The sequence below is a fragment of the Curtobacterium sp. AC273 genome (assembly GCF_979253735.1).
Map to the genome: position 1 here is coordinate 99,760 of NZ_CEEDDU010000013.1, position 26,809 is coordinate 126,568.

Annotated in this window: 26 protein-coding genes, 1 tRNA gene and 9 pseudogenes; 17 read left to right on the plus strand and 19 right to left on the minus strand. The window is 71.5% G+C overall.

The window, feature by feature from the left end; all coding sequences use genetic code 11:
• Positions 1-95: 95 nt before the first annotated feature.
• Positions 96-311: a hypothetical protein gene (locus ACZ8AI_RS20435; RefSeq protein ID WP_464859649.1), complete on the minus strand. Its 216-nt coding sequence runs from the start codon at positions 309-311 to the stop codon at positions 96-98.
• Positions 312-612: 301 nt separating this feature from the next.
• Between ACZ8AI_RS20435 and ACZ8AI_RS20440 the strand changes: the two genes are divergently transcribed.
• Together ACZ8AI_RS20440 and ACZ8AI_RS20445 are read left to right on the plus strand one after the other, a co-directional pair.
• Positions 613-1,056, plus strand: a complete 444-nt coding sequence (locus tag ACZ8AI_RS20440) for a hypothetical protein (RefSeq protein ID WP_464859650.1) — start codon at positions 613-615, stop codon at positions 1,054-1,056.
• Entirely contained in the window at positions 1,056-1,448 is a 393-nt protein-coding gene (locus tag ACZ8AI_RS20445) for a hypothetical protein (RefSeq protein ID WP_464859724.1), read from the plus strand. Before ACZ8AI_RS20440 ends, ACZ8AI_RS20445 begins: the two co-directional genes overlap by 1 nt.
• 197 nt (positions 1,449-1,645) lie before the next feature.
• On the opposite strand, the pseudogene ACZ8AI_RS20450 reads toward ACZ8AI_RS20445, so the two are convergent.
• Positions 1,646-2,059 (minus strand): annotated as a pseudogene (locus ACZ8AI_RS20450) (ABC transporter permease); the annotation flags it as partial.
• A 70-nt stretch (positions 2,060-2,129) separates the two neighbouring features.
• Positions 2,130-3,051: pseudogene (locus ACZ8AI_RS20455) on the minus strand (ABC transporter ATP-binding protein).
• Between the two features lie 94 nt (positions 3,052-3,145).
• Here ACZ8AI_RS20455 and arr point away from each other — a divergent pair.
• Entirely contained in the window at positions 3,146-3,574 is a 429-nt protein-coding gene (gene arr, locus ACZ8AI_RS20460; protein ID WP_464859651.1) for an NAD(+)--rifampin ADP-ribosyltransferase, read from the plus strand.
• A gap of 119 nt (positions 3,575-3,693) precedes the next feature.
• Here arr and ACZ8AI_RS20465 read toward each other — a convergent pair whose 3' ends face one another.
• Positions 3,694-4,518 carry a helix-turn-helix domain-containing protein gene (locus ACZ8AI_RS20465; protein ID WP_071293853.1) on the minus strand — a complete coding sequence of 275 codons (825 nt, stop codon included), beginning with the start codon at positions 4,516-4,518 and terminating at the stop codon, positions 3,694-3,696.
• 123 nt (positions 4,519-4,641) lie between these two features.
• Between ACZ8AI_RS20465 and ACZ8AI_RS20470 the strand changes: the two are divergent.
• The 5 genes and pseudogenes from ACZ8AI_RS20470 to ACZ8AI_RS20490 all read left to right on the plus strand — a co-directional run.
• Positions 4,642-4,866: pseudogene (locus tag ACZ8AI_RS20470) on the plus strand (family 4 glycosyl hydrolase); the annotation flags it as partial.
• Between the two features lie 121 nt (positions 4,867-4,987).
• A complete protein-coding gene (locus tag ACZ8AI_RS20475; RefSeq protein ID WP_464859652.1) occupies positions 4,988-6,481 on the plus strand; it encodes a family 4 glycosyl hydrolase in 1,494 nt (497 codons plus the stop codon).
• On the plus strand, positions 6,369-7,664 hold the full coding sequence (locus ACZ8AI_RS20480) for an ABC transporter substrate-binding protein (protein WP_464859725.1): 1,296 nt from the start codon (positions 6,369-6,371) through the stop codon (positions 7,662-7,664). The genes ACZ8AI_RS20475 and ACZ8AI_RS20480 overlap by 113 nt, the downstream gene beginning before the upstream one ends.
• A complete protein-coding gene (locus tag ACZ8AI_RS20485) occupies positions 7,649-8,719 on the plus strand; it encodes a carbohydrate ABC transporter permease (RefSeq protein ID WP_464859653.1) in 1,071 nt (356 codons plus the stop codon). The genes ACZ8AI_RS20480 and ACZ8AI_RS20485 overlap by 16 nt, the downstream gene beginning before the upstream one ends.
• Positions 8,647-9,333, plus strand: coding sequence for a carbohydrate ABC transporter permease (locus ACZ8AI_RS20490; RefSeq protein ID WP_464859654.1), 687 nt, complete (start codon positions 8,647-8,649; stop codon positions 9,331-9,333). Before ACZ8AI_RS20485 ends, ACZ8AI_RS20490 begins: the two co-directional genes overlap by 73 nt.
• 38 nt (positions 9,334-9,371) lie before the next feature.
• Here the strand turns inward: ACZ8AI_RS20490 and ACZ8AI_RS20495 are convergent, their stop codons facing one another.
• The 4 genes and pseudogenes from ACZ8AI_RS20495 to ACZ8AI_RS20510 form a co-directional block, all read right to left on the minus strand.
• On the minus strand, positions 9,372-10,187 hold the full coding sequence (locus tag ACZ8AI_RS20495; RefSeq protein ID WP_464859655.1) for a thioesterase domain-containing protein: 816 nt from the start codon (positions 10,185-10,187) through the stop codon (positions 9,372-9,374).
• Positions 10,151-10,993 (minus strand): phosphopantetheine-binding protein, encoded by an 843-nt coding sequence (locus ACZ8AI_RS20500; protein ID WP_464859726.1) that lies wholly within the window; start codon positions 10,991-10,993, stop codon positions 10,151-10,153. The genes ACZ8AI_RS20495 and ACZ8AI_RS20500 overlap by 37 nt, the downstream gene beginning before the upstream one ends.
• Before the next feature lie 42 nt (positions 10,994-11,035).
• A pseudogene (locus ACZ8AI_RS20505) lies at positions 11,036-12,047 on the minus strand (AMP-binding protein); the annotation flags it as partial.
• Between the two features lie 586 nt (positions 12,048-12,633).
• Positions 12,634-13,736: pseudogene (locus ACZ8AI_RS20510) on the minus strand (fatty acid desaturase family protein); the annotation flags it as partial.
• A gap of 293 nt (positions 13,737-14,029) precedes the next feature.
• Here ACZ8AI_RS20510 and ACZ8AI_RS20515 point away from each other — a divergent pair.
• The 3 genes and pseudogenes from ACZ8AI_RS20515 (at position 14,030) to ACZ8AI_RS20525 (ending at position 15,628) form a co-directional block, all read left to right on the plus strand.
• Positions 14,030-15,058: pseudogene (locus tag ACZ8AI_RS20515) on the plus strand (LLM class flavin-dependent oxidoreductase).
• A gap of 56 nt (positions 15,059-15,114) precedes the next feature.
• Positions 15,115-15,546: a P-loop nucleotide/nucleoside kinase family protein gene (locus ACZ8AI_RS20520; protein WP_464859656.1), complete on the plus strand. Its 432-nt coding sequence runs from the start codon at positions 15,115-15,117 to the stop codon at positions 15,544-15,546.
• Entirely contained in the window at positions 15,506-15,628 is a 123-nt protein-coding gene (locus tag ACZ8AI_RS20525; protein WP_464859657.1) for a hypothetical protein, read from the plus strand. The genes ACZ8AI_RS20520 and ACZ8AI_RS20525 overlap by 41 nt, the downstream gene beginning before the upstream one ends.
• Positions 15,629-15,631: 3 nt before the next feature.
• On the opposite strand, the gene ACZ8AI_RS20530 is transcribed toward ACZ8AI_RS20525, so the two are convergent.
• Positions 15,632-15,952, minus strand: a complete 321-nt coding sequence (locus ACZ8AI_RS20530) for a hypothetical protein (RefSeq protein WP_464859658.1) — start codon at positions 15,950-15,952, stop codon at positions 15,632-15,634.
• Between the two features lie 77 nt (positions 15,953-16,029).
• On the opposite strand from ACZ8AI_RS20530, the gene ACZ8AI_RS20535 reads away from it, so the two are divergent.
• Positions 16,030-16,254: a cold-shock protein gene (locus ACZ8AI_RS20535; protein ID WP_464859659.1), complete on the plus strand. Its 225-nt coding sequence runs from the start codon at positions 16,030-16,032 to the stop codon at positions 16,252-16,254.
• 114 nt (positions 16,255-16,368) lie between these two features.
• The gene (locus ACZ8AI_RS20540) at positions 16,369-16,944 is read left to right on the plus strand and encodes a DUF2510 domain-containing protein (protein ID WP_464859660.1); all 576 of its coding nucleotides are present in this window, start codon (positions 16,369-16,371) and stop codon (positions 16,942-16,944) included.
• Positions 16,945-17,120: 176 nt separating this feature from the next.
• Here ACZ8AI_RS20540 and ACZ8AI_RS20545 read toward each other — a convergent pair.
• The 3 genes and pseudogenes from ACZ8AI_RS20545 to ACZ8AI_RS20555 all read right to left on the minus strand — a co-directional run.
• Positions 17,121-17,309: pseudogene (locus tag ACZ8AI_RS20545) on the minus strand (hypothetical protein); the annotation flags it as partial.
• A pseudogene (locus ACZ8AI_RS20550) lies at positions 17,300-17,416 on the minus strand (VOC family protein); the annotation flags it as partial. The pseudogenes ACZ8AI_RS20550 and ACZ8AI_RS20545, both read right to left, overlap by 10 nt.
• Positions 17,417-17,659: 243 nt before the next feature.
• Positions 17,660-18,298 (minus strand): carboxypeptidase-like regulatory domain-containing protein, encoded by a 639-nt coding sequence (locus ACZ8AI_RS20555; RefSeq protein ID WP_464859661.1) that lies wholly within the window; start codon positions 18,296-18,298, stop codon positions 17,660-17,662.
• Between the two features lie 34 nt (positions 18,299-18,332).
• On the opposite strand from ACZ8AI_RS20555, the gene ACZ8AI_RS20560 reads away from it, so the two are divergent.
• Positions 18,333-18,626, plus strand: a complete 294-nt coding sequence (locus ACZ8AI_RS20560) for a hypothetical protein (RefSeq protein WP_464859662.1) — start codon at positions 18,333-18,335, stop codon at positions 18,624-18,626.
• A 202-nt stretch (positions 18,627-18,828) separates the two neighbouring features.
• On the opposite strand, the gene ACZ8AI_RS20565 is transcribed toward ACZ8AI_RS20560, so the two are convergent.
• The 3 genes from ACZ8AI_RS20565 to ACZ8AI_RS20575 form a co-directional block, all read right to left on the minus strand.
• On the minus strand, positions 18,829-19,410 hold the full coding sequence (locus ACZ8AI_RS20565; protein WP_464859663.1) for a hypothetical protein: 582 nt from the start codon (positions 19,408-19,410) through the stop codon (positions 18,829-18,831).
• Positions 19,398-19,757: a hypothetical protein gene (locus tag ACZ8AI_RS20570; protein ID WP_464859664.1), complete on the minus strand. Its 360-nt coding sequence runs from the start codon at positions 19,755-19,757 to the stop codon at positions 19,398-19,400. The genes ACZ8AI_RS20565 and ACZ8AI_RS20570 overlap by 13 nt, the downstream gene beginning before the upstream one ends.
• A 75-nt stretch (positions 19,758-19,832) precedes the next feature.
• Entirely contained in the window at positions 19,833-20,048 is a 216-nt protein-coding gene (locus ACZ8AI_RS20575; RefSeq protein ID WP_464859665.1) for a hypothetical protein, read from the minus strand.
• A 329-nt stretch (positions 20,049-20,377) separates the two neighbouring features.
• Here ACZ8AI_RS20575 and ACZ8AI_RS20580 point away from each other — a divergent pair, with 329 nt between their 5' ends.
• The gene (locus tag ACZ8AI_RS20580; RefSeq protein WP_464859666.1) at positions 20,378-21,442 is read left to right on the plus strand and encodes a hypothetical protein; all 1,065 of its coding nucleotides are present in this window, start codon (positions 20,378-20,380) and stop codon (positions 21,440-21,442) included.
• Here ACZ8AI_RS20580 and ACZ8AI_RS20585 read toward each other — a convergent pair.
• The 4 genes from ACZ8AI_RS20585 to ACZ8AI_RS20600 form a co-directional block, all read right to left on the minus strand.
• Positions 21,434-21,507, minus strand: a tRNA-Pro gene (locus ACZ8AI_RS20585). The two genes, ACZ8AI_RS20580 and ACZ8AI_RS20585, sit on opposite strands and share 9 nt — an antisense overlap.
• A 137-nt stretch (positions 21,508-21,644) precedes the next feature.
• A complete protein-coding gene (locus ACZ8AI_RS20590) occupies positions 21,645-22,235 on the minus strand; it encodes a DUF2238 domain-containing protein (protein WP_464859667.1) in 591 nt (196 codons plus the stop codon).
• The gene (locus ACZ8AI_RS20595; protein WP_464859668.1) at positions 22,223-22,924 is read right to left on the minus strand and encodes an endonuclease/exonuclease/phosphatase family protein; all 702 of its coding nucleotides are present in this window, start codon (positions 22,922-22,924) and stop codon (positions 22,223-22,225) included. The genes ACZ8AI_RS20590 and ACZ8AI_RS20595 overlap by 13 nt, the downstream gene beginning before the upstream one ends.
• The gene (locus ACZ8AI_RS20600; protein WP_464859669.1) at positions 22,921-23,049 is read right to left on the minus strand and encodes a hypothetical protein; all 129 of its coding nucleotides are present in this window, start codon (positions 23,047-23,049) and stop codon (positions 22,921-22,923) included. Before ACZ8AI_RS20600 ends, ACZ8AI_RS20595 begins: the two co-directional genes overlap by 4 nt.
• Positions 23,050-23,119: 70 nt before the next feature.
• Here ACZ8AI_RS20600 and ACZ8AI_RS20605 point away from each other — a divergent pair, with 70 nt between their 5' ends.
• Positions 23,120-24,592: a hypothetical protein gene (locus tag ACZ8AI_RS20605; RefSeq protein WP_464859670.1), complete on the plus strand. Its 1,473-nt coding sequence runs from the start codon at positions 23,120-23,122 to the stop codon at positions 24,590-24,592.
• Between the two features lie 63 nt (positions 24,593-24,655).
• Positions 24,656-26,806, plus strand: a pseudogene (locus ACZ8AI_RS20610) (RecQ family ATP-dependent DNA helicase).
• The last annotated feature ends 3 nt before the right edge of the window (positions 26,807-26,809 follow it).

The following is a 26,809-nucleotide window of genomic DNA, read 5'->3' on the forward strand; positions in this document are numbered from 1 at the left end:
GTAGACCGAGTCGCCGCGCGAGGACACCGCCCCAATCTCCTATCCGGCGGGAGCGGTCGCGAAGGTCGTGGTCGTCGCCCCCGGGCCGACCCGGTTCAGCTGGCCCGCGAAGTTCTGCGTGACGTCGACCCGGCCACGCCGGTCGACCTCGAGGCTGAGCGGCGAGACGAGCGCGGACGCGAGGGTGGTGGCCGGGCCGACGCGGAGCCGGGGACCCGGTGGTCGGGGCTGTGGGCCTGGGCGGGTGCGCCGACGGCCACGGTCGCGAGTGCGATCGCGGCGACGGCGCCGACGAGCAGTGTTCGGTGCATGGTGCGCTCCTTGGATGGAGGATCCGGGTACGAAGACGTGCGGCTGCGCGGAAGAGGCAGTCGGGGGTCTGGAGGCGGCCGCGGCTGGAAGAGCGCTGCGTGCCGTCGCGTCGGGCACCACGGGTGGGCGGGCACGACGTCGTGGCCGCTCGCGGGTTCCGTGGACGTCGGCGGGTTCAGGGCCGACACGGGGCACCCTATGACTTCCCTGTGACGATGTCACGCTTGGTTCCGGTGTCGAACGACCCTCGCACCGGGTGCGGAGCGGGCGTACCCTCGGCGCGAGACGAAGGAGTCCGACGTGCCCGCACGATTCGTGTACTGGATGAACGTGTCGCTCGACGGCTTCATCGAGGGGCGCCCGGGCACGGAGGGCAACGACGGCGACCCGGAGTGGCTCCGCATCGACGAGCAGCTGCACCGGTTCTTCAACGAGCGGGCGGCAGCGATGACGATGGCCGTCGAGGGCCGGATCATCCACGACATGATGGACCCGTTCTGGCCGGAGGCGCGCTCCGACGAGTCGCTCCCGGGCTACCTGCGCGAGTACGGCGCGATCTGGACGGCCATGCCGAAGGTGCTCGTGTCACGCTCGCGCCGGCGGCCGACCACAACACGACGATCATCGGCGAGGACGCCATCGCCCGGCTCGGGGCGCTCCGCGAGGAGTCCGAGGGCGACATCGGCGTGGGCGGGGCGCACCTGGCGACGCAGCTGCTCGCGGCGGGACTGCTCGACGAGCTGATGCTCTTCACGCACCCCGCGATGCTCGGCGCGGGGCGGCCGCTCTTCGACTCCCCCGCCGACGCGGTCCAGCAGCCGCTGCTGCTGGACCTGCTCGAGGAACGGACGTTCGACAGCGGCGTCACGATGCGCCGGGTACGAGATCCTGCCGGCGATGACGGACTGGAGGCGCGGTGCCAGCTGGCACCGCGCCTCCAGGCCGTCGAGTGGTCGCGTCAGGACGTCGCGTCGGCGCACGACCGTCAGCGCGAAGGCGCCCACCACGACGACCTCGGCCAGGAGGACGGCGAACCCACCCCACCCGTCGAGGACGACGCCGGCCTGCTGCGGGGCGTCCGCCCCGGTCGAGGAAGGCGAACAGCTGCCCACCGGCCTGAGCCGGCAGGAACGTGACGACGTCCGAGGGCCACTGCGCGTTGATCACGCCCGCCGCCAGCGAGAGCACGCCGGGCAGGACGAGCAGGAGGCCGAGGGTGATCGCGATCCCGCCGGCACTCGACCCGCACGAGCAGGCCGAAGCCGTAGGCGAGCAACGCGAGGAGCGTCACGTACACCGACGCGCCGAGGAGCGGCATGAAGACGGACGGGTCGGCGAGGTCCGCGTGCACGCCCTTGCCGGCCTGCAGCGCAGCCGAGATCGCGACGCCGATCCAGAGCGCGACCGCGCTGACCACGAAGGTCGTGACCGCGAGGACCGCCGCCTTGGCGACGACCACACCGATCCGGCCGGGGTCGGCGGTGAACGTGGACCGGATCTGTCCGGTGCCGTACTCGCCCGTGATGATGAGCACGCCGAGCACCGCGACGACGAGGGCCGTCAGGGAGACGCTCGCGGTGTTGATCGTAACGAGGGTGCCGTTCGCCTGGTCCTGCGTGAGCGGGCCGCCCGGGTCGAGCGCGCTCCCGACGAGCAGCGCCATCCCGATGGTCACGGCCACGAGGATGGCGTAGCACCACCAGGTGGAGCGGATGCTCCGGAGCTTGATCCACTCGCTGCGGACCAGGCGGCCGAAGCCGAGCCGGACGAGTCCGGCACCGTGGCCGACCGGTTCCGGCTCGGCGCGTTCGTGGCGGTCATCGGTCGCCCTCCGATCGGTACTCGACGTCGTCGCGGGTGAGGGCCATGTAGGCCTCCTCGAGGCTCGCGCCCGTCGGGGTGAGTTCGTGCAGCGGGACGCCGACCTGCGCGGCGATGTTGCCCACCGTCACGGCGTCCGGCCCGACCACCAGGAAGGAGCCGTCCTCGCGCGGGGTCACCGTGGCGTTCGAGCCCGATCGCCTGGAACAGCTGGTCGGGGGCGGGCGTCCGGAGGACGACGCGCGAGGCCCCGCCGCCGCCGCTGCCGCCGGCGACGAACTCGGCGATCGGGGCGTCCGCCAGCACCTTGCCGCGGCCGAGGACGACGACGCGGTCCGCCGTCTGCGCCATCTCGCTCATGAGGTGGCTCGACAGGAAGACGGTCCGTCCGTCGGCGGCCATCCGGCGTGCGAGCTGTCGCACCCACACCACGCCGTCGGGGTCGAGGCCGTTCACCGGCTCGTCGAGGATGAGGGTCTTCGGGTCGCCGAGGAGCGCCGCGGCGATGCCGAGCCGCTGGCCCATGCCGAGGGAGAACCCGCCGACGCGCTTCTTCGCGACCGAGTCCAGGCCGGTCATGTCGATGACCTCGTGCACGCGGGACTTCGGGATGCCGTGCGTCGCCGCGAGCGAGAGGAGGTGGTTGTACGCGCTCCGGCCGGAGTGCACCGCCTTCGCCTCGAGCAGGGCGCCGACCTGCCGCAGCGGGTCACGGAAGCTGCGGTACGGCTGGCCGTTCACCGTCGCCCGTCCCGCGGTGGGGCGGTCGAGCCCCATGATCATGCGCATCGTGGTGGACTTCCCGGCGCCGTTCGGCCCGAGGAAGCCGGTCACACTGCCCGGCCGGACGACGAACGAGACGTCGTCGACGGCGGTCTTGGGACCGTACTGTTTGGTGAGGTGCTCGACTTCGATCACGGCGGCAACGCTACGGGCGGGGCGCGGTCGGCCGCGTCCTCCGAAGGGTGGAGACGGCCTGCACCGAAGGGGGACCCGGCGCTACCCTGATGCTGTGAGCGACGCACTCGATGGCGGCCCCTTCTTCCACGGCACCAAGGCGGACCTGCACGTCGGCGACCTGCTGACCGCGGGGTTCAACTCGAACTACCGTCCCGAGGTCCTGATGAACCACGTGTACTTCACGGCGCTGCCGGACGGTGCCGGGTTGGCCGCCGAACTCGCCGCGGGCGACGGGCTCCCCCACGTGTACGAGGTGGAGCCGACCGGTGCCTTCGAGGACGACCCCAACGTCACCGACAAGAAGTTCCCGGGCAACCCGACCCGCTCCTACCGCAGCGCCGAGCCGATCCGCGTCGTCCGGGAGGTCACCGACTGGCCCCGGCTGACGCCCGAGGCCTGCAGGCGTGGCGCGACCGGCTGGCCGTGCTCCGCGCCGACGAGCGCGGCGAGATCATCAACTGACCGCGCTGGTTGCGGTTAGGCCGTTGCGGGCGTGGTCGGTCGATTCGGGCGTAGGAGGTCGGAAGTTCCGACTCCCTACGCCCGATTCCGCTTCCTACTGCACGCGTGATGGGAAGGAACGTCGCGGGTCCACCGCGCTCAGCGCAGCCGTGCCCGGTACACGCCGGGCGGCCCGCCGCAGGCCCTCGTGAAGTGCGCGTAGAAGCTCGACTGCGAACCGAAGCCCGCGGCGTGCGCGATCTCCGAGGTGGTCATCGAGGTCGTGGCGAGCAGCCGCTGGGCCTCGGCCACGCGACACCGGGTGAGGTACTCCAGGATCGTGGTGCCGACGTCCTGCCGGAACACCGTCATCGCGTAGTGCGGGTGGAGATGCGCGGCCTCGGCGACGTCCGCGACCTCGATCGGCTCACGGAAGCGGTCGACGACGAACCGCACCATGTCGATGACGCGGTGCATGGCGTCCGCGGTGCCGTGCCCGCCACCGGTGCGCAGGTCGACGGCGTCCCGGTGGTGGCGGAGGAGTCGCCGGACGAGCGCCTGTGCCTCGAGGTTCGCGATGATCTCGGTTCCGTCGTCCGCGAAGTCCCGCTGCCACGACCCGAGCATCGACTCGACGTCCCGGCCGGCGGCGTGGGTCGGCACGACGACCGGCCGGTTCAGGAGCATCGCTCCGAGGTCGTGGTCGGGCAGCCCCCACGCGAGCACCTCGGCAAGCGGGATGTGCACCCACCGGAACTCGCCCCGGCCGGTGCCGTCGCCGACGAGCTGGTGCGGGGTCCAGCCCCAGAAGAGCGCGATCTCCCCGGCGTGCACGCTGACGGGTGCACCGCCGAAGCGGTAGTCGAGCCGACCGTCGAGCACCAGGTTGATCTCGAGGTCGTCGTGGCGGTGCGATGACGGCATGAGCGGGGCCGGGCCGCGATGGCTCCAGTACGCCGCTTCCACCGTCTCCACGTCGAGCACGGGCCCGAGCCTACGACAGGCAGTCCGGCGGTTGCCTGTGCCGTCCGGACCCGTCGGAGGATCCTGGAACCCCGTCGTCGGAAGCCGGAGGACCGCACCCCGGGCCGTTCGTAGCGTGACGACATGACCAAGATCACCATCATCGGCGCCGGCGGCTTCGTCTTCCCGTTCCGGCTCATCGGCGACCTCGTCAGCTTCCCGGCGCTGCAGGACGCGACGCTGCACCTCATGGACCTCGACGCGGGCAGGGTCGCCCGCACTGCGAGGGCCGCACGGGAGCTCGTCGCGCACCACGGCCTCGGGGTCGAGGTCCTCGAGACCACCGACCGCCGCGAAGCCCTCGCCGACGCGGACGTCGTCATCATCACCTTCCAGGTCGGCGGGGTCGAGTCGTACAAGTGGGACGTCGAGATCCCCCGGAAGTACGGGATCGACCCAGGCCGTCGGCGACACCGTGGGGCCCGGCGGCGTGTTCCGGTTCCTCCGGTCGGTCCGCGCCTACGAGGACATCGCCCGCGACGCTCTCGATCTCTGCCCGGACGCGCAGTTCATCAACTACGCGAACCCGATGGCGATGGCCACGGCGTTCCTCAACGCGAAGGGCCTCCGCACGGTCGGCCTCTGCCACAGCGTGCAGGGGACCACCCGGATGCTCGCCCGCACCCTCGGCGTGCCCTACGAGGAGGTCGAGTTCGTCAGTGCCGGCATCGACCACCAGGCATGGATCCTCGAGTTCACGCGGCGGAACGGCGAAGACCTGTACCCGCGTCTGCGCGAGGTGATGACGGCGAAGCACCAGCGGGGCATCGCGGCGTCCGACCTGCACGACGACGACGGCGACCACAGCGAGGCAGCCGCGGCGGCGAGCAACTACGAGGGCGGCAACGAGCAGGTCCGCACCCAACTGATGCGCTCGTTCGGGTACTTCGAGACCGAGTCGAGCCACCACGCCAGCGAGTACGTGCCGTACTTCCGCAAGGACCCGGAGACGGTGCTGGAGTACATCCCGGAGCGCTGGGACTACTACGAGATCTGCCTCGCGCACGACGAGCAGGGCGACGTGGACACGCAACTCGAGAAGCTCAAGGCCGACCTGACGCCGAGCGTCGAGTACGGCGCGAGCATCGTGAACGCGATCGTCACCGGTGTGCCGGCGGTGGTCTACGGCAACGTGCCGAACGCCACGGGCGTCATCCAGAACCTGCCGTCCGACGCCTGCGTCGAGGTCGCGTGCCTGGTCGACGGCAAGGGCGTGCAGCCGACGTCGTTCGGCGAACTCCCGCCGCAGCTCGCCGCGATCAACCGCACGAACACGAACGTGCAGACCCTGGCGGTTCGTGCAGCGCTCACCGGGAACGTCGAGCACGTGCACCACGCCGTCGCGCTCGACCCGCTGACGGCGGCGCACCTCACCCTGGACCGGATCGCGGAGATGACCGACGAGCTCCTGCATGCCCACGCGGCGCTGCTCCCCGAGTCGCTGCGTCCGGCGGACGCGGTCACCGCTCCACCGGTGGCCGACCGGGAGGCCCGCCCCGCGCTTGTCCGAACCGTCGCGCCCGACGTGGGGTCGGGTCCAGGACGCGACCCCACGTCGGACGCGCGGCGCCCCGTACGCGCACCCCGCGCCTCCCGTCCGAACGACACGGCACCACGACCTCAAAGGAGAGGACCATGCCGACCCGACCATCCCCGCAGCTCGCCAGACGGGGGTTCCTCGCCCTCGCCGGGATCTCGATGGCCGGCGCGCTCGCAGCGTGCGCCGGCCAGGAACCGCCGGCCACGGCGGAACGAAGCACATCCGCCTGTCGACCTGGAACATCCCGACCGACATCACCAGCTACCAGTCGATCGCCGACGAGTTCGTCGCGAAGCACCCCGGAACGAGCGTCTCCGTCGAGGTCACGACCGGTCAGTTCCACCAGTGGTTCATCACGCGTCTGGCGGCCGACCTCGCCCCTGACATCATCCGGATCACCCCGCAGCAGATCGGCCGGTACGCCGCGAACGGCAGCCTGGTGGACATCAGCGGGCACATCCCCGCCGACTACCAGTCCGACTACACGAAGCCGTTCTGGGCGATCGGTGCGCGGAACGACGGTGTCTTCGGAGTGTTCCAGCACACCGACAACTTCATCACCTACTACAACCGCGACGTCATGCAGCAGGTCGGGGTGACCCCGCCGTCGGCGATCGCCGACGCGTGGAGCTGGGACGAGTTCCTCGAGATCGCGCGCGAGGTCAAGAAGGTCACCGGCAGGTACGCCTTCGGCTACGGCTGGAGCGGCCCGGAGACCGCGTACCGCTGGTTGCCGTTCGTCTACCAGAACAGCGGCGCCTTCCTCGGGGACGACGGCGCCACCCCGTCGATGGACACCCCGGAGGCGATCGGCGCGCTCGAGTTCGGCCGGAAGTGGTACGCCGAGGGGCTCGCCACCACCGGGAACCTCAGCAAGACCGGCGGTGGGGACGTCGCCCGGAACCTCTTCATGACCGGACAGATCGGCATGATGCTCAACAATCCGGAACCGATGACGCAGCTCGACCAGGAACTCCCGGACAACTGGGGCACCGCGCCGATGGTGCGGAACACCGGCGAGGCCAGCGACCTCGGGGGGAACGCTCTCGCGGTGACGAAGTCGAGCAAGTACCCGGAGCTCGCCGCCGAGCTCGTCGTGATGATCACCAGCCGGGCGAAGATCGAGGAGTTCTGCCACAACGGCAACTGGCTCCCCGCCCGGAAGTCACTCGGACGCAGCCGACATCGGCTACGAAGCGCACAGCGACACCATGCAGCAGTTCATCGACCAGGGCGCCACGATCCCGCTCTCCATGGTGAAGGCGGAGAGCGGGCAGTACTTCTCGTCCCTCAACGCCGTCTTCGCCGACTACCTCGACCTGTGTCTCCTCGGGCAGCTCCGCCCGAAGGAGGCTTCGAGCCAGATGATGGAGGCGATGCGCAGTGTCACTGCGAACTGAGACCGCGCCGGTGCGAACCACGCCGAGAACGCCGACGGGTGGCGTCCCTGCCGCCGGCCGGACGCGGAAGCGAGGCGGCCGTTTCGTCCCGTACGTCTTCATCGGGCCCGCCGGCCTGTTGTTCCTCGGATTCTCGCTCGTACCGATCATCGTGGCGATCCTGCTGAGCCTCCGCGACAGCAGCACGTCCGTCAGCGACGGGGACTGGATCGGCGCCGGCAACTTCGCGGCGATGGGGTCCGACCCGCTCATCGCGACCGCGCTGAAGAACACACTCGTGTTCACGGTCGGCACCGTGCCGACCTCGATGGCGATCGGCCTGGCGCTCGCGGTGGCACTCAACCGGCCGCTCCCCGGCCGTGGGGTCTTCCGCGCACTGTTCTTCGTGCCGATGGTGGCCGCGGGTGTCGTCGTCGGCGTGATCATGTCGTGGATCTTCAACGGTGACTACGGCGTCGTGAACAACCTGCTCGAGGCCCTCGGTCTCGGTCGGGTGCCGTGGCTGACCGCACCCGGATGGGCGATGGCGACCCTGGTTCTCGTCGTCGTGTGGACGCGGATCGGCTTCTGCATGGTCATCTACCTCGGCGCGCTGCAGTCAGTCCCCGCCGAGCTGAAGGAGGCCGCCGCGATCGACGGGGCATCCCGCTGGGTCCGGTTCCGGACGATCACCTGGCCGCTCCTCCGCCCGACGACGTCGATCCTGCTCATCCTCAACGTCGTGTTCTCGCTGCAGTCGTTCGACGTGATCTACGTGATGACCGGCGGCGAGCTTCGGGTTCTCCACGACGGTGCTCATCCAGTACGTGTTCCGCACGGCGTTCATCGACGCCCGGATGGGCTACGCCGCGGCGCTCGGACTGGTGCTCGTCGCGATCCTGCTCGTGTTCACGCTGCTCCGGCAGCAGAGCCAACCGCAAGGCGGAGGAGATGCTCTGATGGCCGTCCTCGAAACCCGTGCAGTCCGTCCTGGCTCCCGGCGCCGACCCGGCCGGTGGCTGCTCGTCGCCGGGCTCTCCGCCCTGGCGATCGTCATGGTGTTCCCGCTCTACTGGATGATCGTCTCGGCGCTGGCGCCGGGGCGGCCAGTCGCAGAGCAGCACGTTCACGCTCTTCCCCGCGGACCCGACCTTCGACAACTACGCGCAGGTGTTCGCCACGCAGCCGGTGTGGCGGTGGCTCGGCAACTCGGCGCTCATCACCTCGGTCGGCACCGCCCTGAGCGTCGTCGTGTCGCTGATGGCGGGCTACGCGCTGGCGAAGTTCCGGTTCCGCGGCCGCGGCTTGCTGTACGCGGCGTTCCTCGTGACGATCATGATCCCGATCCAGGTGACGATCGTGCCGAGCTTCCTCGTCGTCGCGAAGCTCGGGCTCGTCGACTCCCCCTGGGCGGTCATCCTGCCGACGGTGTTCGACGTCGTCGGGATCTTCATCGCCCGGCAGTTCATGCTCGGCGTACCGGACGCCCTCATGGAAGCGGCGCGCCTGGACGGAGCCGGGGAGTTCCAGACGTTCTTCCGCGTCGTGCTCCCCACCTGCGGACCGCTCGTCGGGGTGCTCGTGATCCTCGGGTTCATGACCCGGTGGAACGACTTCCTGTGGCCGCTGGTCGTGCTGCAGGGGAACGAGAACCTCACCGTGCCGGTGGCCCTGTCCACGCTGACGAACAACCCGGCGTTCAGTTCGCCGTGGGGCGCGGTTATGGCGATCGGCGACCGTGACGGTGCTGCCCCTGCTCGTGGTGTTCCTGGCGTTCCAGCGGCAGTTCGTGCAGGGCATCGCGTCCACCGGCATCAAGTAGGTCGTTCCGGGCGTGGTCGGTCGATTCGGGCGTAGGAGGTCGGAAGTTCCGACCCCTACGCCCGATTCCGCTCCTACTGCACGCGTGATGGGAAGGAACGGGCGCCGGTGCTCAGCCCGCGAGCGCCGCGGCGCTCAGCCTCGAAGCGCTCGGCGAGCGCTGCCGCGAGCTCCTCGACGTGCGGCTCGCGCAGGACCGAGCTGTGCTCGCAGTGCATGCGCACCTCGTCCACCTCGCCACGGAGGAACGGCGCCCACCGTGCACTGCCGGTCTCGTTGCCGTCGGCGATCACGAGGGTGACCGGACCGTCGAACGCCGGCGGGCGGTACCCGCGGGAGACGACGAGCGCGTGGTCGAAGAACGCCCGAAACTGGCGCTGCCCCTGCCACCTGGACGACACCGGCGCCGTACGCGCGGGCGGTGCCGACCGACCTCGCCGAAGGGAGCGACGACACGCTTGCGGAACGTGCTCGTGCGGTCGACGACGGCCCGCGCCGAGGCCCAGACCGCGACCGCGACCGGAACGGGCGCGCCCGAGGTCCAGCTCGCCGAACTCGACGACGTCGGCCTGGTCGGCGGCCTGCTCGGGCAGGTAGGTGTCGAGGAGGACCACCCGGCTGACCTGCTGACCGGCGGCGGTCAGCAGGGCGGCCATCTCGACCGCGACGAGTCCACCGAACGAGTGCCCGACGATCGTGTACGGGCCACTCGGCTGTGCGATGCGCATGAGCTCGATGTAGCGGCGGGCCATGGCGCGGATGCTCCAGTCCGGCACCGAGCGGCGCTCGAGCCCGTGCTGCTGGAACGCGTACACCGGCCGGTCGCCGAGTCGGCGGGTGAGCGGAACGTACGTCAGGGCGAGTGCCCCCGCGCCGGCGACGCAGAACACCGGCGCACCGGTGCCCCCTCGGACCGCTGCGCGAGCGTCACGATGTCCGGGTGCCTCGGGCTGGCCACGGACCCCTGACGGATGCGGGCCGTGAACGTCCGGAGCGTCGGGTGCTCGAGGAGTTCGGACGACGGCAGGTCCACCCCGAGGCGGTCGCTCACGGCGGCGAGGAGTTCCTCGGCGGTGAGCGAGTCGCCGCCGAGCGCGGAGAAGTCGTTGTCGAGCCCGACGGCGGGCAGCCGGAGCGGGCCGACGGTCGGCAGCCCGAGCACCTCGGCCCAGATCTGGCCGACGGCGAGCTCCCACTGGTCGTAGGTGTCCTCGGCGAGCGCCTGGCCGTCCTCGCCGATGGTGGTGCCGAGTGCCGGCGCCTCGGGCAGGGCTGCGCGGTCGACCTTGCCGCGCTCGTTGCGGGGCAGGGCGGGCATCGGCACGATGCTCGTCGGCACCATGTAGTCCGGCAGCAGGTCGCGGAGCGCCTTCCGGAGCGCCGCGGGTGACGGTGAACGCCGACCCTGGCTGGTGACGACGTAGGCGACGAGTCGGGTCGGGGCGGGCGGTGCCTTCACGGCGACGACCACGGCCTCGTGCACGGCGTCGACGGTGCGGAGCGCGGCCTCGACCTCGCTCGGCTCGACCAGGTAGCCGCGGACCTTCACGGCGTCGTCGGCGCGGCCGAGCAGCGTCAGCTTGCCGTCCTCGTCGAAGCGTCCGAGGTCGCCGATCGCCCAGGTCGGGGTGCCGTCCGGGGCGGTGCCGGCGCGCTTCGCGGTCTGCTCCGGCGCGCCCCAGTATCCGCTCGTCATGGCGTCCGAGACGCAGACGACCTCGCCGGGTTCACCGACGTCGGCGAGGGTCCCGTCCGGACGACGGACCTCGATGCGCTTGCCGACGACGATGTGGCCGGAGGGGATGCTCCGCTCGGGGATCGGGTCCCCGGCGGCGATCTCGTTGACGGCGTACACGCAGGTCTCACTGGAACCGGTCCAGTTGCAGAACGACGTGGTCGCGCCGAGCAGCGGGCGGAGGGCGGAGACGTCCGTGCCGGTCACGGCCTCGCCCACGGTCGCGACGAGCCGGAGGCCGCGCAGGCGGTCGTCGGTGCGGTCGAGACCGCCGACGAGCGAGCGCACCAGGTGCGGGGTCGTGTGCAGGGTGGTCAGCGCCGATCGCTGGACCCACGTCGCCAGCCGGTCGATGCCGGTGCGCCGGGGGTCGGCGACGTGCACGGACGCGCCGGCGAGCAGGGCGGAGGAACACGAGCGTGATCCCGGCGGCGAAGCCGTGCGGCAGGACCGAGGCGATCCGATCGGCGGGCTCCAGGCGGAACGACGAACGCTGCGCGATCGTGTCGACGAGGGTCTGCCGGTGCGTCACGACGACGCCCTTCGGTGCCCCGGTCGAGCCGGACGTGAAGATGATGTCGAGGGCGTCCTGGCCACCGCGGGTCGCGGCGGCGGGCACGGTCGGGATGTCGGCGTCGCCGTCGGCCATCGCCCGGGCCTCGACGAGGACCTCGGCGAGCGGGACGATCGAGCTCGGGTCGGCGACGAGCGCGGCGGCCTGCTCGGCGTGCTCATCGTCGACGAGGACGTCGACGATGCCGGCGAGGGACACCACGTGGTGGAGCCGGGCCTCGGGGAGGAACGGGTCGAGCGCGACCACGGTGCGGCCGGCGTGGACGATCCCGAGGATCGCGACGACGGACTCCGCGCTGTGCGAGACCATCACCCCGACCGGGACGGACGCCCCACCGGGTTGGACCCCGACGCCGCGACCGCTGTGGTCGTCCGGCGTGAGCCGCGCGTCGAGGACCGCGCCGAGGGCCGAGGCGACCCGGTGCAGCTCGCGGTGGGACATCGAGGCGTGCTCGTCGACGACCGCGAGGGAGTCGGAGAGCCCGTTCGGCGACCGCGGCCAGCGCGTCGAGGAGCGAGCTGTCCGGGATGACGCCCTCGGAGCGGGAAGGCGTCGACGTCGTCGACGTCGTGGAGGGCTGGGAATCGGTGGAGCTGAGCACGTGGTCCCCTCACCATGCTGCGGGGTGGACGATGGTTGCTCCGACGGTAACCCGCGCTCCGCGGACACCGCGCCCGCTTCGGAGGCCGGTGCGGGAAGCCGCCGATCCCGGCGAGACACCGCAGCCGGGGCCCGCGCTGCGCCTTCTGGCTCAGCGGGGACCCCGGCTGTGGTGGTGCTGCTGCTGACCGCTCAGCGGATGATCGAGATGTTGGCCGCTTCCGGGCCCTTCTTGCCGGGTCCGACGTCGAACCGGACCCGGTCGTGCTCCTCGAGCGAGCGGTAGCCCGTCGTCACGACGATGCTCGAGAAGTGCGCGAAGAGCTCTTCCGAGCCGTCGTCCGGCGTGATGAAGCCGAAGCCCTTGTTGTGGTCGAACCACTTCACGGTGCCGGTGGGCATGGTCGTCAGCACGGCGTCGGTGGATGCGCAGCTGCGCGACCATCGGGCAGGCGAACGGGTCACGGGCGGCGAGCCCGACCCGGTTCAGGTACCGGACGACGATGCCGTACGAGCGCAGCAGCGTGGTCTCGGTGTAGGGCACGTCGAGCGTGTCGCAGTGGTCGCGGACGAGCAGGCGGGCCTGCTTCAGCGCCGGTCGCGGCATCGACGGGAACAGGTGGTGCTCGACCTGGTAGTTCAGGCCGCCCATGAGGAACGAGACCCACCAGCCGCCGCGGATGTTGCGCGAGGTGCGCACCTGGCGGGAGAAGAAGTCGACCTTGGCGTCGTGCGCGATGGTCGGCATGCCCTTGTGGTTCGGGGCGAACGAGGCGCCCATCATCACGCCGAAGACGGCGAGCTGCACCCCGAGGAACGCGCACGCCATGCCGAACGGCAGGAACCAGAACACGACGGTCAGGTAGATGGCGAAGCGGGCGACGAGCAGCGCGCCCTCGATGATGCGCAGTGCTTGACGTCGGCCTTGGTGCCGTTGCCGGTGACGACCGACATCACGGCGTACCGGTGCAGGTTGATGCCCTCGAGCGTCAGCAGGGGGAAGAACAGCCAGCCCTGGAACCGCATGAACGTCTTCATCAGGGGTCCGCGCACGGCGGCGGCGTCTTCCGGCAGGAACCGGACGCCGTCCGGCATGATGTCGGGGTCCTTGCCGACGGTGTTCGGGTTGCCGTGGTGGCGCGTGTGCTTGTTCATCCACCACGAGTAGCTGAGGCCGACGAGGAACGTGCCGATGTAGCGACCGGCGTGGTCGTTCCACCGCTGCGACGCGAAGACCTGACGGTGTGCGGCCTCGTGCGAGAGGAACGCGAACTGTGTGAAGAGCACGCCGAGCGCGCCCGCCACGATGAGCTGGAACCAGGAGTCGCCGAGGAACGCGAACGCGACCCAGGTGAGGGCGAGGGTGCCGGCCAGGGAGCCGAACAGTGCCCAGTAGAACCCGGTGCGACGTTGCAGCAGGCCGTTCTCCTTCACCTGCGCCAGGAGCGCAGAGTAGGTCGAGGTGCCCTTGCGGCTCCCCGTCCCAGGGGTGGTGCGGGTGTAACCCGGTGCGAGCGGAGTGGTGGTCATCAGGACCGCCTTCCGGTACGGATCGGTCCTTCAACCAATGCGAGTGAGTTCACGCGTTTGCGCTTGGCGCGACCCTAGGGGCCGAACATGCGCGTTCACCTGGCAGTCCGGTAAACGTCGGTCCCCTCTTCGAGGGACCGCGATGCGGACCGCGCGCGCCGCCGCGTGCCGCCGTGTGCCCTCGACGCGACCGGCTGACGGCCTGGAGGCGCGGTGCGGGCCCGCCCCGCGCCCTCCAGGCCGTCACCGCGCACGCCCTCCTGCTGTTCCCCGCGGTCTGGCACGATCGGAGCATGCCCCTCGACGGAACTCCCCTGGCACGGCTCGGCTTCCTGACAATCGGGTCGTTCGACCCCGCCCGGCCGTCCGAGGGCCACGAGGACACGCTCCGGGTCGTCGAGCGCGCCGAGGCACTCGGCCTTCGACAGCGCCTGGCTGCGGCACCGGCACCTGCAGCACGGCATCTCCTCCCCGGTCGCGGTGATGGCAGCGGCCTCGCAGCGGACGTCGCGGATCGATCCTCGGCACCGCCGTCACGCCGATCGGTGCGGAGAACCCCTTCCGGCTCGCCGAGGACCTGGGCACCGTCGACGTCCTGCTGGGCGGTCCGACTGAACCCGGGCTTCTCGGTCGGCACCCCGATGCACTACGACCTGTACCGCGAGGCGCTCTACCCCGACACCGCCGACCAGGAGGACCTCGGGAACGACCGTCTGCTGCGCTTCCGCGACCTCGTGCGCGGCGACCCGGTCACCGACACCGTCGAGCGGCGTGACATCGAGGAGTTCGCGCAGACCGTCCAGCCGCACAGCGCCGGCCTGGCCGACCGCATCTGGTACGGAACCGGCAGCACCAAGTCGGCGGTGTGGGCCGGCGAGAACGGCTTCCACTTGCTGACCTCGAGCGTCACCCGCAGCGAGGTCGGCGCGGACTTCGCCACGAACCAGCGGGCGCAGATCGACGCCTACCTCGACGTCCACCCCGACCCCGCCGCCGCCCGGGTCTCGCAAGGCTTGGTGGTCATCCCGACCGACACCGCGACGCCCGAGCAGGAAGCCCGCTACCGCGCGTACGTCGACGGGCGCTCGGGACGCGTCGGCGTGCCGCAGGGGCCGGCGGGGATGCTCTTCGCCGCGGACCTCGTCGGTCCCTCCGTCGAGATCGCCGACCGCCTGCGCGCCGACGCCGGGTACCAGGCGGTCACCGAGGTCGCCTTCGCGCTGCCGTTCTCGTTCGAGCCCGACGACTACGCCCAGATCATCACGGACATCGCGGAGCGTCTGGGGCCGGAACTCGGGTGGGCGCCCGGGCGCGCGTCCTGAGAACGCGACCTCCCGGTCCGGTAGACAGGCGACGCATGCTGACGAAGGGGTTGTCGATGCTGGTCCAGGTCTGTGGGCTCCCCGGTGCGGGGAAGTCGACGTTGTCCGCTGCGATCGCGGAGCGTGTGCCCGCGCTGACGTTGCGCGTCGATGCGATCGAGGGCGCGATGTGGCAGTACGGGATCCCGCGCGACCAGTCGGGGATCGCCGCGTACTCGGTCATGCACGCGATCGCGGAGCCGAACCTGCGGCGCGGCCGGATGGTGATCGCCGACGCGGTGAGCGGCGTCGAGGCCGCTCGGGCCGGCTGGGTGGCGACGGCGGACGCCGCCGGGGTCCCGCTCCGGCGTGATCGAGGTGACGTGCCCGGACGTCGACGAACACCGTCGCCGCGTGGAGGAGCGCGCGAACGACATCCCGGGGTTCACGCTGCCGACGTGGGACGAGGTGCAGCGCACCGCCGACGAGTACGAGCCCCGCACCGATGACCGACTCGTCGTCGACAGCACGCAGCGGCTCGAGGAGACGGTCCGCCTGGTGCTCGGGTTCCTCGGGGTGCGGGCGCGGTAGTCCTCAGGGAAGCGGTCGTCGTCGGATCCAGACGGCGACCGATGCGTGCACCAGCCTGGCCGCCGCGAGGCAGACCATCGCCCACCCGACGAGGCCGTGCCCGGTCCTGATCAGGACGATCCCGAAGGCGAGGACGAGCGCGGCGACGAGGACGCCGAGCACGAGCAGGAGCACGCTGGTCACCGGGCTGGCGTTCTGGGTGAGCTGCGCGTCACGGACCCAGACCGGGTTCCGCGCACGCCACACGAAGAGCGCGACCGTCCCGACCAGGATCGCGACGCTCGCCGCGAGGAGACTCGTCGCAGCCACGCCGATCTCGCTCACGGCACGAGCGTAGCTCCGGCGCCGAGGGTCGAGGGCAGCATCAGTCTACGGACGCCACTGAGCGGTAGCGTCTGGCCATGCGGAACGTCGAGGGAACGTGCGTCTGGTGGAGCGATGAGGACGGCTGGGGTGCGCTCCGTTCCGACGACGTCGAGTCGGACGTGTTCGCCCACTTCGCGGGCCTGCGCATGGACGGGTACCACGCGCTGCAACCAGGGAACCGCGTTCGGTTCGACGTCGAGCCGTACCCGTCGGGGCAGGACGGCTACTTCTACCGCGCCCACGACGTCACGCCGATCTGAACCGGGCGGGCCCCGAACCTGAATCCTTCGTCATCTTGTGAACGGTCCGACCCGACCGACGCCGGTCTAGCGTCGAACGCTGAACCGATCGCCGTCCACGCTCGAGGAGTAGCCATGTCGTCTGCCACGCCGCCGGGCTGGTACCCGGACCCGTCCGGCAGCCACGGGACCCGCTGGTGGGACGGGGCGCAGTGGACCCAGCACCTCGCGCCGCCGACGTCGCAGACGCCCCGTCCACCGATTCCCGACACCACGCGGACCGACACGGTCTTCGTGTGGCTGATGGCGTTGCTCCCCCTGGTCACCGCACCGCTGCTGCTCGCCTACCAGCCGCACTTCCGGTACGAGTTCATCGGCCCGTCACACGTACGGACCGTCGACCCGACGTCGATCTACACCGCCGGGTACCTCGTCGTGCAGGGCGTGGGTCTCCTCCTGTACGCCGCGAACGTGCTGTTGGCGTTCTTCGACCACCGTGCGCTGACGCGCCGCGGTGTCGTTCGCCCGTTCCCGTGGCCGTGGGCGTTCCTGTCGTCGATCGTCTACGTCATCGGCCGGTACGTCGTGGTGCGCAAGGTCGCCCCGGGGCGGGCCATGTGGCCGTTGTGGGTGTCACTCGCGGTGGTCGTCATCGGCGCGGTCATCGGGATCACGCGGTCGGTCGCCCTGTTCCACCAGATACTCCCGTAGGAGCGACCCGTCACGCGGGGTGTGCCGGGGTGCCGGGTCATCCACCGAGCGGTTCGGGAGCGTTCCGAGGAGCTGTCCCGCCGACGATCGGCCTGCGGGCCCTCCGACACGATGGGTGTCAGGCAGAAGGGATGGCCGGCCGGGTCGAGCATCACGACCCAGCGATCATCGAACTGCTCGGGCGCCAGCACCGCCCCGTACGCCAGTGCGTGCTCTGCGAACGCGTCGAGGTCGTCCCGCCGGCACGTGAGATCGAGATGGACGACCGAAGATCCGGCCAGACCGGCTTCCGGTACGGCGAGACCCGTTGCGCGATCAGCGTGTAGCTCCCTGCCGTCACCCCCGCGGCGCTGTCGGTCACCCAGTCGACGTGACCGCCGAGCAGTCGAGCGTAGAACGTCGCCAACGCTCGGTGGTCCGCACAGTCGATCGAGACGCCGGCGACACGAGCACCACGGACCGGTCCAGTCATGCCGGAAGCGTACGCGGCACGAGGGACGAGACTCTGCAGCACAGTGCCTCGGTTGCCGATCGGCTCGCGGGAGGGCTGGCACCGAGTCCGTCTCGGGGGAACGACCGTCAGACGGCCGCGAGCCCGGCGATCAGGAGTTCGACCGCACCGCGGGACTCCGAGGGCCAGTCGCGCCGTTCACTCGGTGACGTCGTTCCTGACGGCGCCGTCTGCCACTGCCTGGTCGAGGAGGTCGCTGACGGTTCAGCGCGATGCCGCCTCCGGCACCGCCCCACCCCAACCGTTGAACCCGCCGAACACGACCTGCACCGGCGCGGCCTGCGCCCGGTCGGCCACGTACTCGTACACGCCACCGGGACGCCCGAGCCACAGCACCCGCGCCGGCGTGGTGGTCGTCGCCGCCGTCGGAGTTCGACCACGTACCGCCCGGAGGGGATCTGGAACTGACGCTGTCTGTTCGCTGTCCAGCACCGTCGAGAACCGGGTCGAGAACGACGCACCGGTCGTCACGTCCGTCACCACGACGCTCGCGCCGCTGAGCTGCGCCGACGGTGTGCGGGACGCCGTGGCCGCGTAGACGGACAGGTCGTAGTCGCTGTGCGCGTAGTGCCGCGACAACGTCACCTGCGACGCCGGGAGGGTCCCCCGCTGCTGGTACACCCGGGTCTTCCACACGGCAGGCGATGCCGTACCGCTGGCGTAGGCCTCGATGCGGTAGAGACCGGTGCTCAACCCGACGAACTGGTACTGGCCCGCGCTGTCCGAAGTCGTCCGGAACACCTGCGAGGTGTCGTCGTTCCACGCGTACATCAGGCGTCCGGCAGCGGGGCCCGTGGGTCCGACCACCCCGCCCTGCACCGTGGCGCCGATCACGAGCGGCACGGTGACGGCGACCGTCGAACCGCCGCGAACCGCGATGTCCGAGCGGAGTCGGGCGCGTACGTCTCCGCTCCGTGCGGCGGGAGCTGCGCGTCGTCACCGTGACGGTCTCCGGAGCGGGGATGCCGGTGAACGTCGCGGTGCCGTCGGCGTCGGTGATGGCGTTCCCGACGACGGCGTCGACCCCGATCGCCGCGAGCTCGACGTTCGCCAGACGGATCGCGGTGCCGTCCGGCGTCGCGAGCTGCACGGCGATCGTCCCCGACCCGGCCGCGATCGCCGGCGGAGCGAGGCCGAGCATCGCGGCTGCCGCCAGCGCCACGACCAGTGACGTCCCTGTGATCGATCGCATCGCGTCCCCCGCCCGCCAGTCCTGCGTTGCGTGGGACTGTACGCGTCCGGCGCACGACGGGGAAGCGCGTCCTGTGGTCCTCGCGCCCGAGCCCGGCGTATGCGCGACCCTCGACGCGTCCCGCACCGCGCGGCGGACGCTCGCGTCGTCGGAGTACCTCGTCGTGCTCGGTGGCGGGTCATCAGATGGGGGTCGGAGCGGTTCCGCTGACGGTGATGGTGCCGTGCTCGAGGCACTGTCCGGCTGCGTCGGTGGCGCGGGTGACCTCAGCGGTGAGGGTGGAGTTCCCGTCTGGCCCCTCCGCCCCTGCCCAATGGAGGATCTCCGTGCAGGGCGCTGGCGTGCTGGTCGAGCCGTCTTCCAGTGGGAGGAGCGGACGGCCGAGGTCCGCTGCGGAGCGTTCCAGTAGTTGCTGTGCCGTGGCGACGTCGGTGACGTCGTAGGCCACGGTGAACCACGGGGTGATGTTGTCGGGACCAAGGCCGGGGTCGGACTCCGTGGAGGTCTTCTCCGCCCCGCTGTCTTCGAGCACGGCCGTGACCGGTTCGACGGCGTCGCGGGCGGCGTTCGGCGCGAAGGCGTGACTCGCACTCCACCAGACGAGAACGGCGGCAACGAGGACGATCGGCACGGTGACGACCGTGGCGACGACGACGCCGACCACGGCGACGGCTCGCCGGACAGCATGCCTTCGCCGCTCGAGCACGTGCTCAGAGCCGACCGGCGGTCGTTCAGGCCGGTCGTCATCGATCAGTTCCCCCACGTCGGGAATCGTCTCATGGGTTCTCGACGGCGCCGTGGATCACATCCGGGCGGTGCGAGTCCCTGGGCTACAGGCCCTTCCGCCTGTTCGTTTTCCCAGTAGCCGAGCACCACGTCGTCCCCAGCCTGCAACTCGCGTTCGACGAGTTGCAGGAGGCGGTACCCCTGACGCTCGTGAGAGCGTGCGGCGGCTTCGGACGGCCAGCCCGCGTCGATGCCGTAGTGGTCGTTGAATTCGTTCGCCCAGGCGAGCACCTCGGTCACGAGCTTCGGCGAGAGGGACGGCGTGCCCTCCTCGCAGAGGCCGTCCTCATCCCAGAACGGCCACGCCACGCTGTAGTCGTTCATGAGCCGGTGGTGCACACCGACAGGATGACACGGTGGCCGGACCGTGTCCGAGGTCGATCCACTCCGGGCCGCGCGTCAGGAGGCAGCGACCGTGAGCGCCAGGATCACGACACTCGAGCCGACCAGGACTCCGAGCGCGCAAGCTCCGATGACGCCCATGCGCGCGAGTCGCGGCCGGAACGGCACCCCGAACCTGCCCCACGATGCCTCGTGGATGGTGCGCGCGAGTCCGCGTGAGGTCACCATCACGCCGACGCAGGCGACGATGACGAAGCATCCTGCGGTGACCATCCCGATCTGCTGTCCAGACATCGTGAAGCCCGCTTCCGTCCCAGGGCATTCGACTCAGGACACCCGTGTTCGAGCATGCCCCACCGCACGCCGATCCTTCACCGGCGTGCCTCGGGACCCAGCTGCACCGCTTGCCTGGCTGCTTCCGCCCCCACGAGCGCATCGTTCCCTCCCGGAGGAACGCACCTATCCCGCCGATCTCCGAGCGCCCCTTCCGGCGCCCCGGCCCGCTGCTAGCCTCCGGCTGGGATCGCGCATCCGCACTCCTCGAGGCGCGTTCGCCGGGCAGGGTCGGCCGCCCCGGCTGATCCGACCCGAACGGATTCCTCGTGCGCACTCCAACTCGTCTCGCTGCGGCCCTCGCGGCCGTCGGCATCGCCACCACCGCGGCCGTCATGATCCCCGCGACCGCGCAGGCGGCGACCTGCACCCCGGCGGCCGCGACCGTCCGGTGGGTGGGCGCCGCCGACTTCGTCGAGGACCTCTCCGTCACCGGGACACCGGCCGCCGGCAGCTGGGTCTTCTCGCCGTTCCGCGAGGGCTCGACGGTGCAACCGATCACCAGGTACGCGACGTTCGGGCCGAACGGCCTGACCACGCTGGACGGCTCGCTGTTCGCGCTCACCCACACGCTCGCGCACCCGGTGTCCGGTGCCGGGCTGCGGACCGCGGTGCGCGACGCCTCCTTCGTCGTGACGAACCTCGACTCCATCACGCTCGCGACCTCCGACGGCGGGTTCACCACGGTCCCCCAGACCGGGACGAGCCCGACGTGGACCGACAGCGCGTCCCCGACCACGACCTACACCTCCGCGCAGCTGACGACGCTCCTGCAGCGGGAGCACGCGACGATCACCGGCTGGTCGACGGTTCCCGGCGACCAGAAGTTCGCCGGACGGAACTCGACGCTGACCCGCATCACGCTCGGGAACGAGACCGACCTGTTCACCCCGAAGCCGACGGCCACCGCGAGCGCGGCGACCACGACGCAGTCCGCGGCGAGCGTCGCGTGGTGTGGTGGTGCGCGGGGGTGGGTACGCACCGTGCGAGCGCGTGCTCGTCACGGTGAACGGTCGGTCGACCGGGGCGTCGCTGACGGCGAGCACCGGCGGGTCGGTGTCCGGCACCGTCCGGGTGTCGTCGTCCATCGTGCCGCGCCCGGGCGCGTACCGGCTCGCCCTCGTCGGGCAGTCCTCGACGCAGACGGCGTCCACGAAGCTCGTCGTCACGGCGAACCCCCGCCACGGGCACTGACGGGCGGTGCCGGCGGCGGCCTCCGCCGTCGGGCGCTCGTCGAACACGACGATTCCGTGCTCGCCCCATGCGACGAAGAAGCCCACCGAGTTCCTCGGTGGGCTTCTGATGTGGTGTCTGGCACCCGTCGGTCGGGCTGACAGGATTTGAACCTGCGACCCCTTGACCCCCAGTCAAGTGCGCTACCAAGCTGCGCCACAGCCCGCGAGACCCGAGAGCCTCAGGATCCCGGAGGACCCTCGCCCGCGTCCGACCGGAGCGCGAGCGACCGGTCCAGCATAGCGGACGTCAGAGCCCCTCCGCGCCACGGCGGGTCGGAGCAACGCGACCCGACCGACACGCTCAGCCCGGCCGCACCACCTCGCGCCGCCCCGCCAACCATGGCAACCCGAGCCCGACGAGCAAGCCCCCGGCGCCGTCCGCCGCCAGGTCCCCGATCGTGTCGTCGTACCCGACGAAGATCGCCGAGTCGACGAAGTTGTGCCCCAGCCACTCCCCCATCTCCCACGCCGCCCCGATCGCGAGCCCCGCACACAGCCCGAGGACCGCGACGACCCCCCGACGCTCGGCGTGCGGCGCCGGCACCGCGCGCAGGTCGGCACCGATGACGTACAGCACGGCGGCGAGCAGCCCGGTGAGCACGACGTGCATGAACTTGTCCCACAGGAACACCGTCGTGTACCACTCGAGCACGCTCGACCACCCGGCGAGGAGCACCAGCACGCACACCGCCAGGTCGAACGCCGGCCGCAGCCCGAGCATCCGCGGCACCACGACCCCGAGGAGCGCCAGCGCCATCACCGGCAGCGCGGTGCCGCCCCACCCGATGCTCGCCACGACCAGGCTGACGAGCGTCAGGGCACGCACCACGTCGGCCACCAGGAACCGTGGCCGCAGGAACGTCGGCCCGAGCGCCCGGATCACGACGCCCACCGCACGACGGCGTGCACGGCCGCGTGGTCGGACGGCCACACCCCACCCGGCCGTCGGTTCGAGACCGCCACCCGCTCCACGGTCGCGTCCGTCGTCGTCAGGACGCCGTCGATCCGCCGGCCGCCGACACGCGGACTCCCGTAGTGCGGGTACGTCCCGTACGGCTCACCCACCTGCCTGGAGGCGCGACCCCAGCTGTCGACGACACCCGCCTCCGCCAGGGCTCGCCACGGTGCGGATCCGGCCGGGCTGTTCCAGTCGGCCATCACCGCGGCGGGCAGGCCGCGTTCCCGCACGATCCTGCCCAGGAGCTCGGCGGACCGCAGCCTGGCCCACGGCGAAGGCGACGTCGAGGTGCGTCGCGATCGCCGTGAACCGGACGCCGGTCGCGCGGTCCTCGACCACGGCCGCGACGGCGTGCCGGGGGAAGGATGTCGCCCACGAGCGGGATCCCGGACGGTTCGAGGTGCGGGACAGCGCCCACGTGCGCTGCTCGACGACCTCGAGGCGGGAGCGGTCGAGGAACAGCCCGACCTGCTCACCGCCACCGCGTGCTCCGCGCCCGACGAGCACGGGTTCGAGACGCGACCCGAGGGCGGACGTGAGGTCGTCCGCCTGGGTGGGCAGCGCCTCCTGGACGGCGAGGACGGTGGGCGCTTCCGAGGTGACGAGCGCGACGACGGCGTCACGTCGGCGCTCCCAGGCGTCGGGGTGGTCGGCGGGCCGCGGCACGCGGCGCCGGACGTTGAGGGTCATGCAGTGCACGGCGGGCGGCTGCACCCGCGCCGATGAGCGGGCGGTCGGCGTCGGGCATGCCTCCCTTCTACGAGACGACACCCGTCGGATTCCCAGGGTCCTCCCCGGACGGCTCGTAGGGTGGCCCGATGCGTTCCGGCCCCACCTCCCGTGTCCTCCTCGCGCTCGCGGCCACCGGCCTGCTGTTCGGCGCCGCCGGGTGCACCTCGGGCGGGTCGTCGGAGGCCCGTCCCACGCTCGTGAAGGCACCCGCCGACTCCGTGACCGTCGCCGCGCAGGACGACGCCCCCACCCGCGCGGTCCGGGCGAGTCGCGCGCTCTTCGCGTCGGCCCCCGGCGCCGTCGTGGCCCCGGCGGACGACGCCGCGGCGATCCGGACCGCGGCGAGCGCGGCGTCGTCGGCGCACGTCCCGGTGCTGCTGGCGGGGAAGGACGACGCGGCCGTGCCCCGTGAGCTGCACCGACTCGGGGCCGACTGGTACCAGGCCGAGGGCGACGTCTCGATCGACACCGACGTCACCGAGCGGGACGCGCCGGACGGTGGCGACGCACCGGAGGCGAGCCGCGCCTCCAGGACGGCGACCGTGGTCGTGGCGGACGCGACCGCGGACGCTGCGGTCGTGGCGACGGCGAAGGCGGCCGGTGCTCGGGTCGTCGTCATGCCGGAGGGTGTGACGGATCCGGCGGCCTCGTCCGGGGTGGTGCGTGCGCTGCACGAGGAGCGGACGCACCCGACCGTGCTGGTCGGATCGGCGTTCGCGGCACTGCAGGATCCGGACTGGACGGTCCGGGCAGCCGAGAACGGCTGGCAGCTGCCGCGCGGCGGGCAGCGGCCCTTCGACGGCCACCGGTACGTCGCGCTGTACGGCGCGCCGGGAGCACCGGCACTCGGGGTCCTCGGCGAGCAGGACCCGAAGGCGACCGTCGAGCGCGCGCGGTCCGTGGCGGCGGAGTACCGGGGGCTCGGGGGCTCGCCGATCACGCCGGCGATGGAGGTCATCGCGACCGTCGCCGCCGGGGACGCGGGAGCGGACGGCGACTACTCGACGGAGCTCCCCGTGTCGACGCTGGAGCCCTACGTCGACGCCGCGCACGACGCCGGGATGCCCGTGATCCTCGACCTGCAGCCCGGTCGGGCGGACTTCCTGTCGCAGGCGAAGCGGTACGAGAAGCTGCTGTCGAAGCCCGGCGTGTGGCTGGCGCTCGACCCGGAGTGGCGGCTCACCGAGGACCAGGTCCCGCTGCGGCAGATCGGCAGCGTGTCGGCGTCCGAGGTGAACGAGGTGTCGTCGTGGCTGGCGTCGCTCGTCCGGTCGAAGGGGTTGCCGCCCAAGGCGTTCGTGCTGCACCAGTTCCGGCTGTCGATGATCCAGGACCGGGCCTCGCTGGAGTCGCACCCCGAGCTGGACACGCTGATCCACGTGGACGGGCAGGGCTCGCAGCCGGACAAGCAGGCGACGTGGAAGGCGCTGCACGTCGACGCGCCCGAGGGCGTGCACTGGGGCTGGAAGAACTTCACCGACGAGGACACGCCGATGCTGACGCCGCAGCAGACCATGGCGGACGTCTCGCCGACGCCGGCACTGATCACGTACCAGTAGCGCTGTCCACAGTCTGAAGACACCACCTGCGTTTCGTCGGTCGGTGCTGACAGCATTGGGGGCATGGACACCCCCGCTGCCGCCCCGCCTGTCGTCTCGCCGTCTGCGGACATCGCCGCCGAGGCGCAGCAGGCGCTCGCTGCGCTCACGGGGCGGCCCGACGCCGTCTTCCACCCCGGCCAGCTCGAGGCGATCTCCGCCCTCGTCGAGCACCGGCAGCGCGCCCTCGTCGTACAGCGCACCGGATGGGGCAAGTCGGCGGTGTACTTCCTGGCGACCCTGCTGCTCCGGCGCCGTGGTGGCGGGCCGACGGTGCTCGTGTCGCCGCTGCTGGCGCTCATGCGCGACCAGGTCGCCGCCGCGGCCCGGGCCGGCGTCCGTGCCGTGTCGATCAACTCGGCGAACGCGCACGAGTGGGCGGACACGCAGGCGGCACTCGCCCGTGACGAGGTCGACGTGCTCCTCGTCTCCCCCGAGCGGCTCAACAACCCGAAGTTCCGCGACGAGCAGATGCCGACGCTCATCGCGAGGATGGGCATGCTCGTCGTCGACGAAGCGCACTGCATCTCCGACTGGGGCCACGACTTCCGGCCGGACTACCGGCGGCTCGCCGAGCTGATCCGGTCGCTCCCGCACGGGGTGCCGGTCCTGGCGACCACGGCGACGGCGAACGAGCGCGTGGTCGAGGACGTCGCCGAACAGCTCACCGCCGGTCCGGCCGACCCGGTGTTCACGATCCGTGGATCCCTCGCGCGGGCGTCGCTCCGGCTCGGGGTGCTGGCCCTCCCCGGACGCCCGGCAACGGCTCGGGTGGTTGCTCGCGCACCTCGGCGACCTGCCCGGCAGCGGCATCATCTACACGCTGACCGTCTCGGCGGCCGAGGACATCGCGCGACTCCTGCGCGAGAACGGGTACGCCGTCCGGGCCTACACGGGGCGGACCGACACCGAGGAACGCGAGCAGGTCGAGCAGCAGCTCAAGGGCAACGAGCTGAAGGCCCTCGTCGCCACGAGCGCGCTCGGCATGGGGTTCGACAAGCCCGACCTCGGGTTCGTCGTGCACGTGGGCGCACCCTCGTCCCCCGTCGCGTACTACCAGCAGATCGGTCGCGCCGGGCGCGCGACCGACAACGCCGACGTCCTGCTGCTGCCCGGCCGCGAGGACCGCGAGATCTGGCAGTACTTCGCGAGCGCGTCGATGCCCACGCAGGAACGTGCGACCGCGGTGCTGAACGCCCTGTCCACCGACACCTCGATGTCCACCGTGGCGCTCGAAGGGCTCGTCGACATCAAGCGGTCGACGCTCGAGCTGCTCCTCAAGGTCCTCGACGTCGACGGTGCCGTCCGCCGGGTGACCGGGGGCTGGGTCGCGACCGGCCAGCCCTGGGAGTACGACGCGCCCCGGTACGAGCGGGTCGCCGCAGCCCGCGCCGCCGAGGCCGCGTCGATGCTCGACTACGAGTCGACGTCGCAGTGCCGCATGCAGCTGCTGCAGCAGGACCTCGACGACCCCTCGGCCGAGCCGTGTGGTCGCTGCGACAACTGCGCCGGTGCCTGGTTCCCGACGTCGGTGTCCGACACCGACGCGTCCGGTGCCGCGGCCGCGCTCGACAAGGTCGGCGTCGAGATCGCCCCGCGCGCACAGTGGCCGTCGGGGATGTCCGCCCTCGGCGTCGCCGTGCGGGGCAAGATCGGTCCGGACGAGCTCGTGCAGCCCGGCCGCGCCGTCGCACGGCTCACGGACCTCGGCTGGGGTGGGCCGCTCCGGGCGCTGTTCGCTCCCGCCGCGCCCGATGCCCCGATCACCCGCGAGCTCGTCGACGGCTGCGTCCGCGCGCTCAAGGACTGGCCGTGGGAGACGCGGCCGACCGGGGTCGTGGCGATGTCGTCGCGGTCCCGGCCCGAACTCGTCGGGTCGCTCGCGCAGGCGCTGTCCTCGATCGGCCGGCTGCATGTTCCTCGGCACGCTCGGCCGGACCGGCGGCACGCCCCGGGGCGACGGCGCGACGAACAGCGCCTACCGGCTGTCCGGCGTGTGGGACACGTTCGAGGTCGGGCCCGAGCTTCGCTGCCGCGCTGCAGGGGCACGAGGGGCCGGTGCTGCTCGTGGACGACTTGGTGGACAGCCGGTGGACGATGACCGTCGCCGGGCGGGAACTCCGGCGTGCCGGGGCGTCGGCCGTGCTCCCGTTCGCCCTGGCCACCGTCGCCTGACCC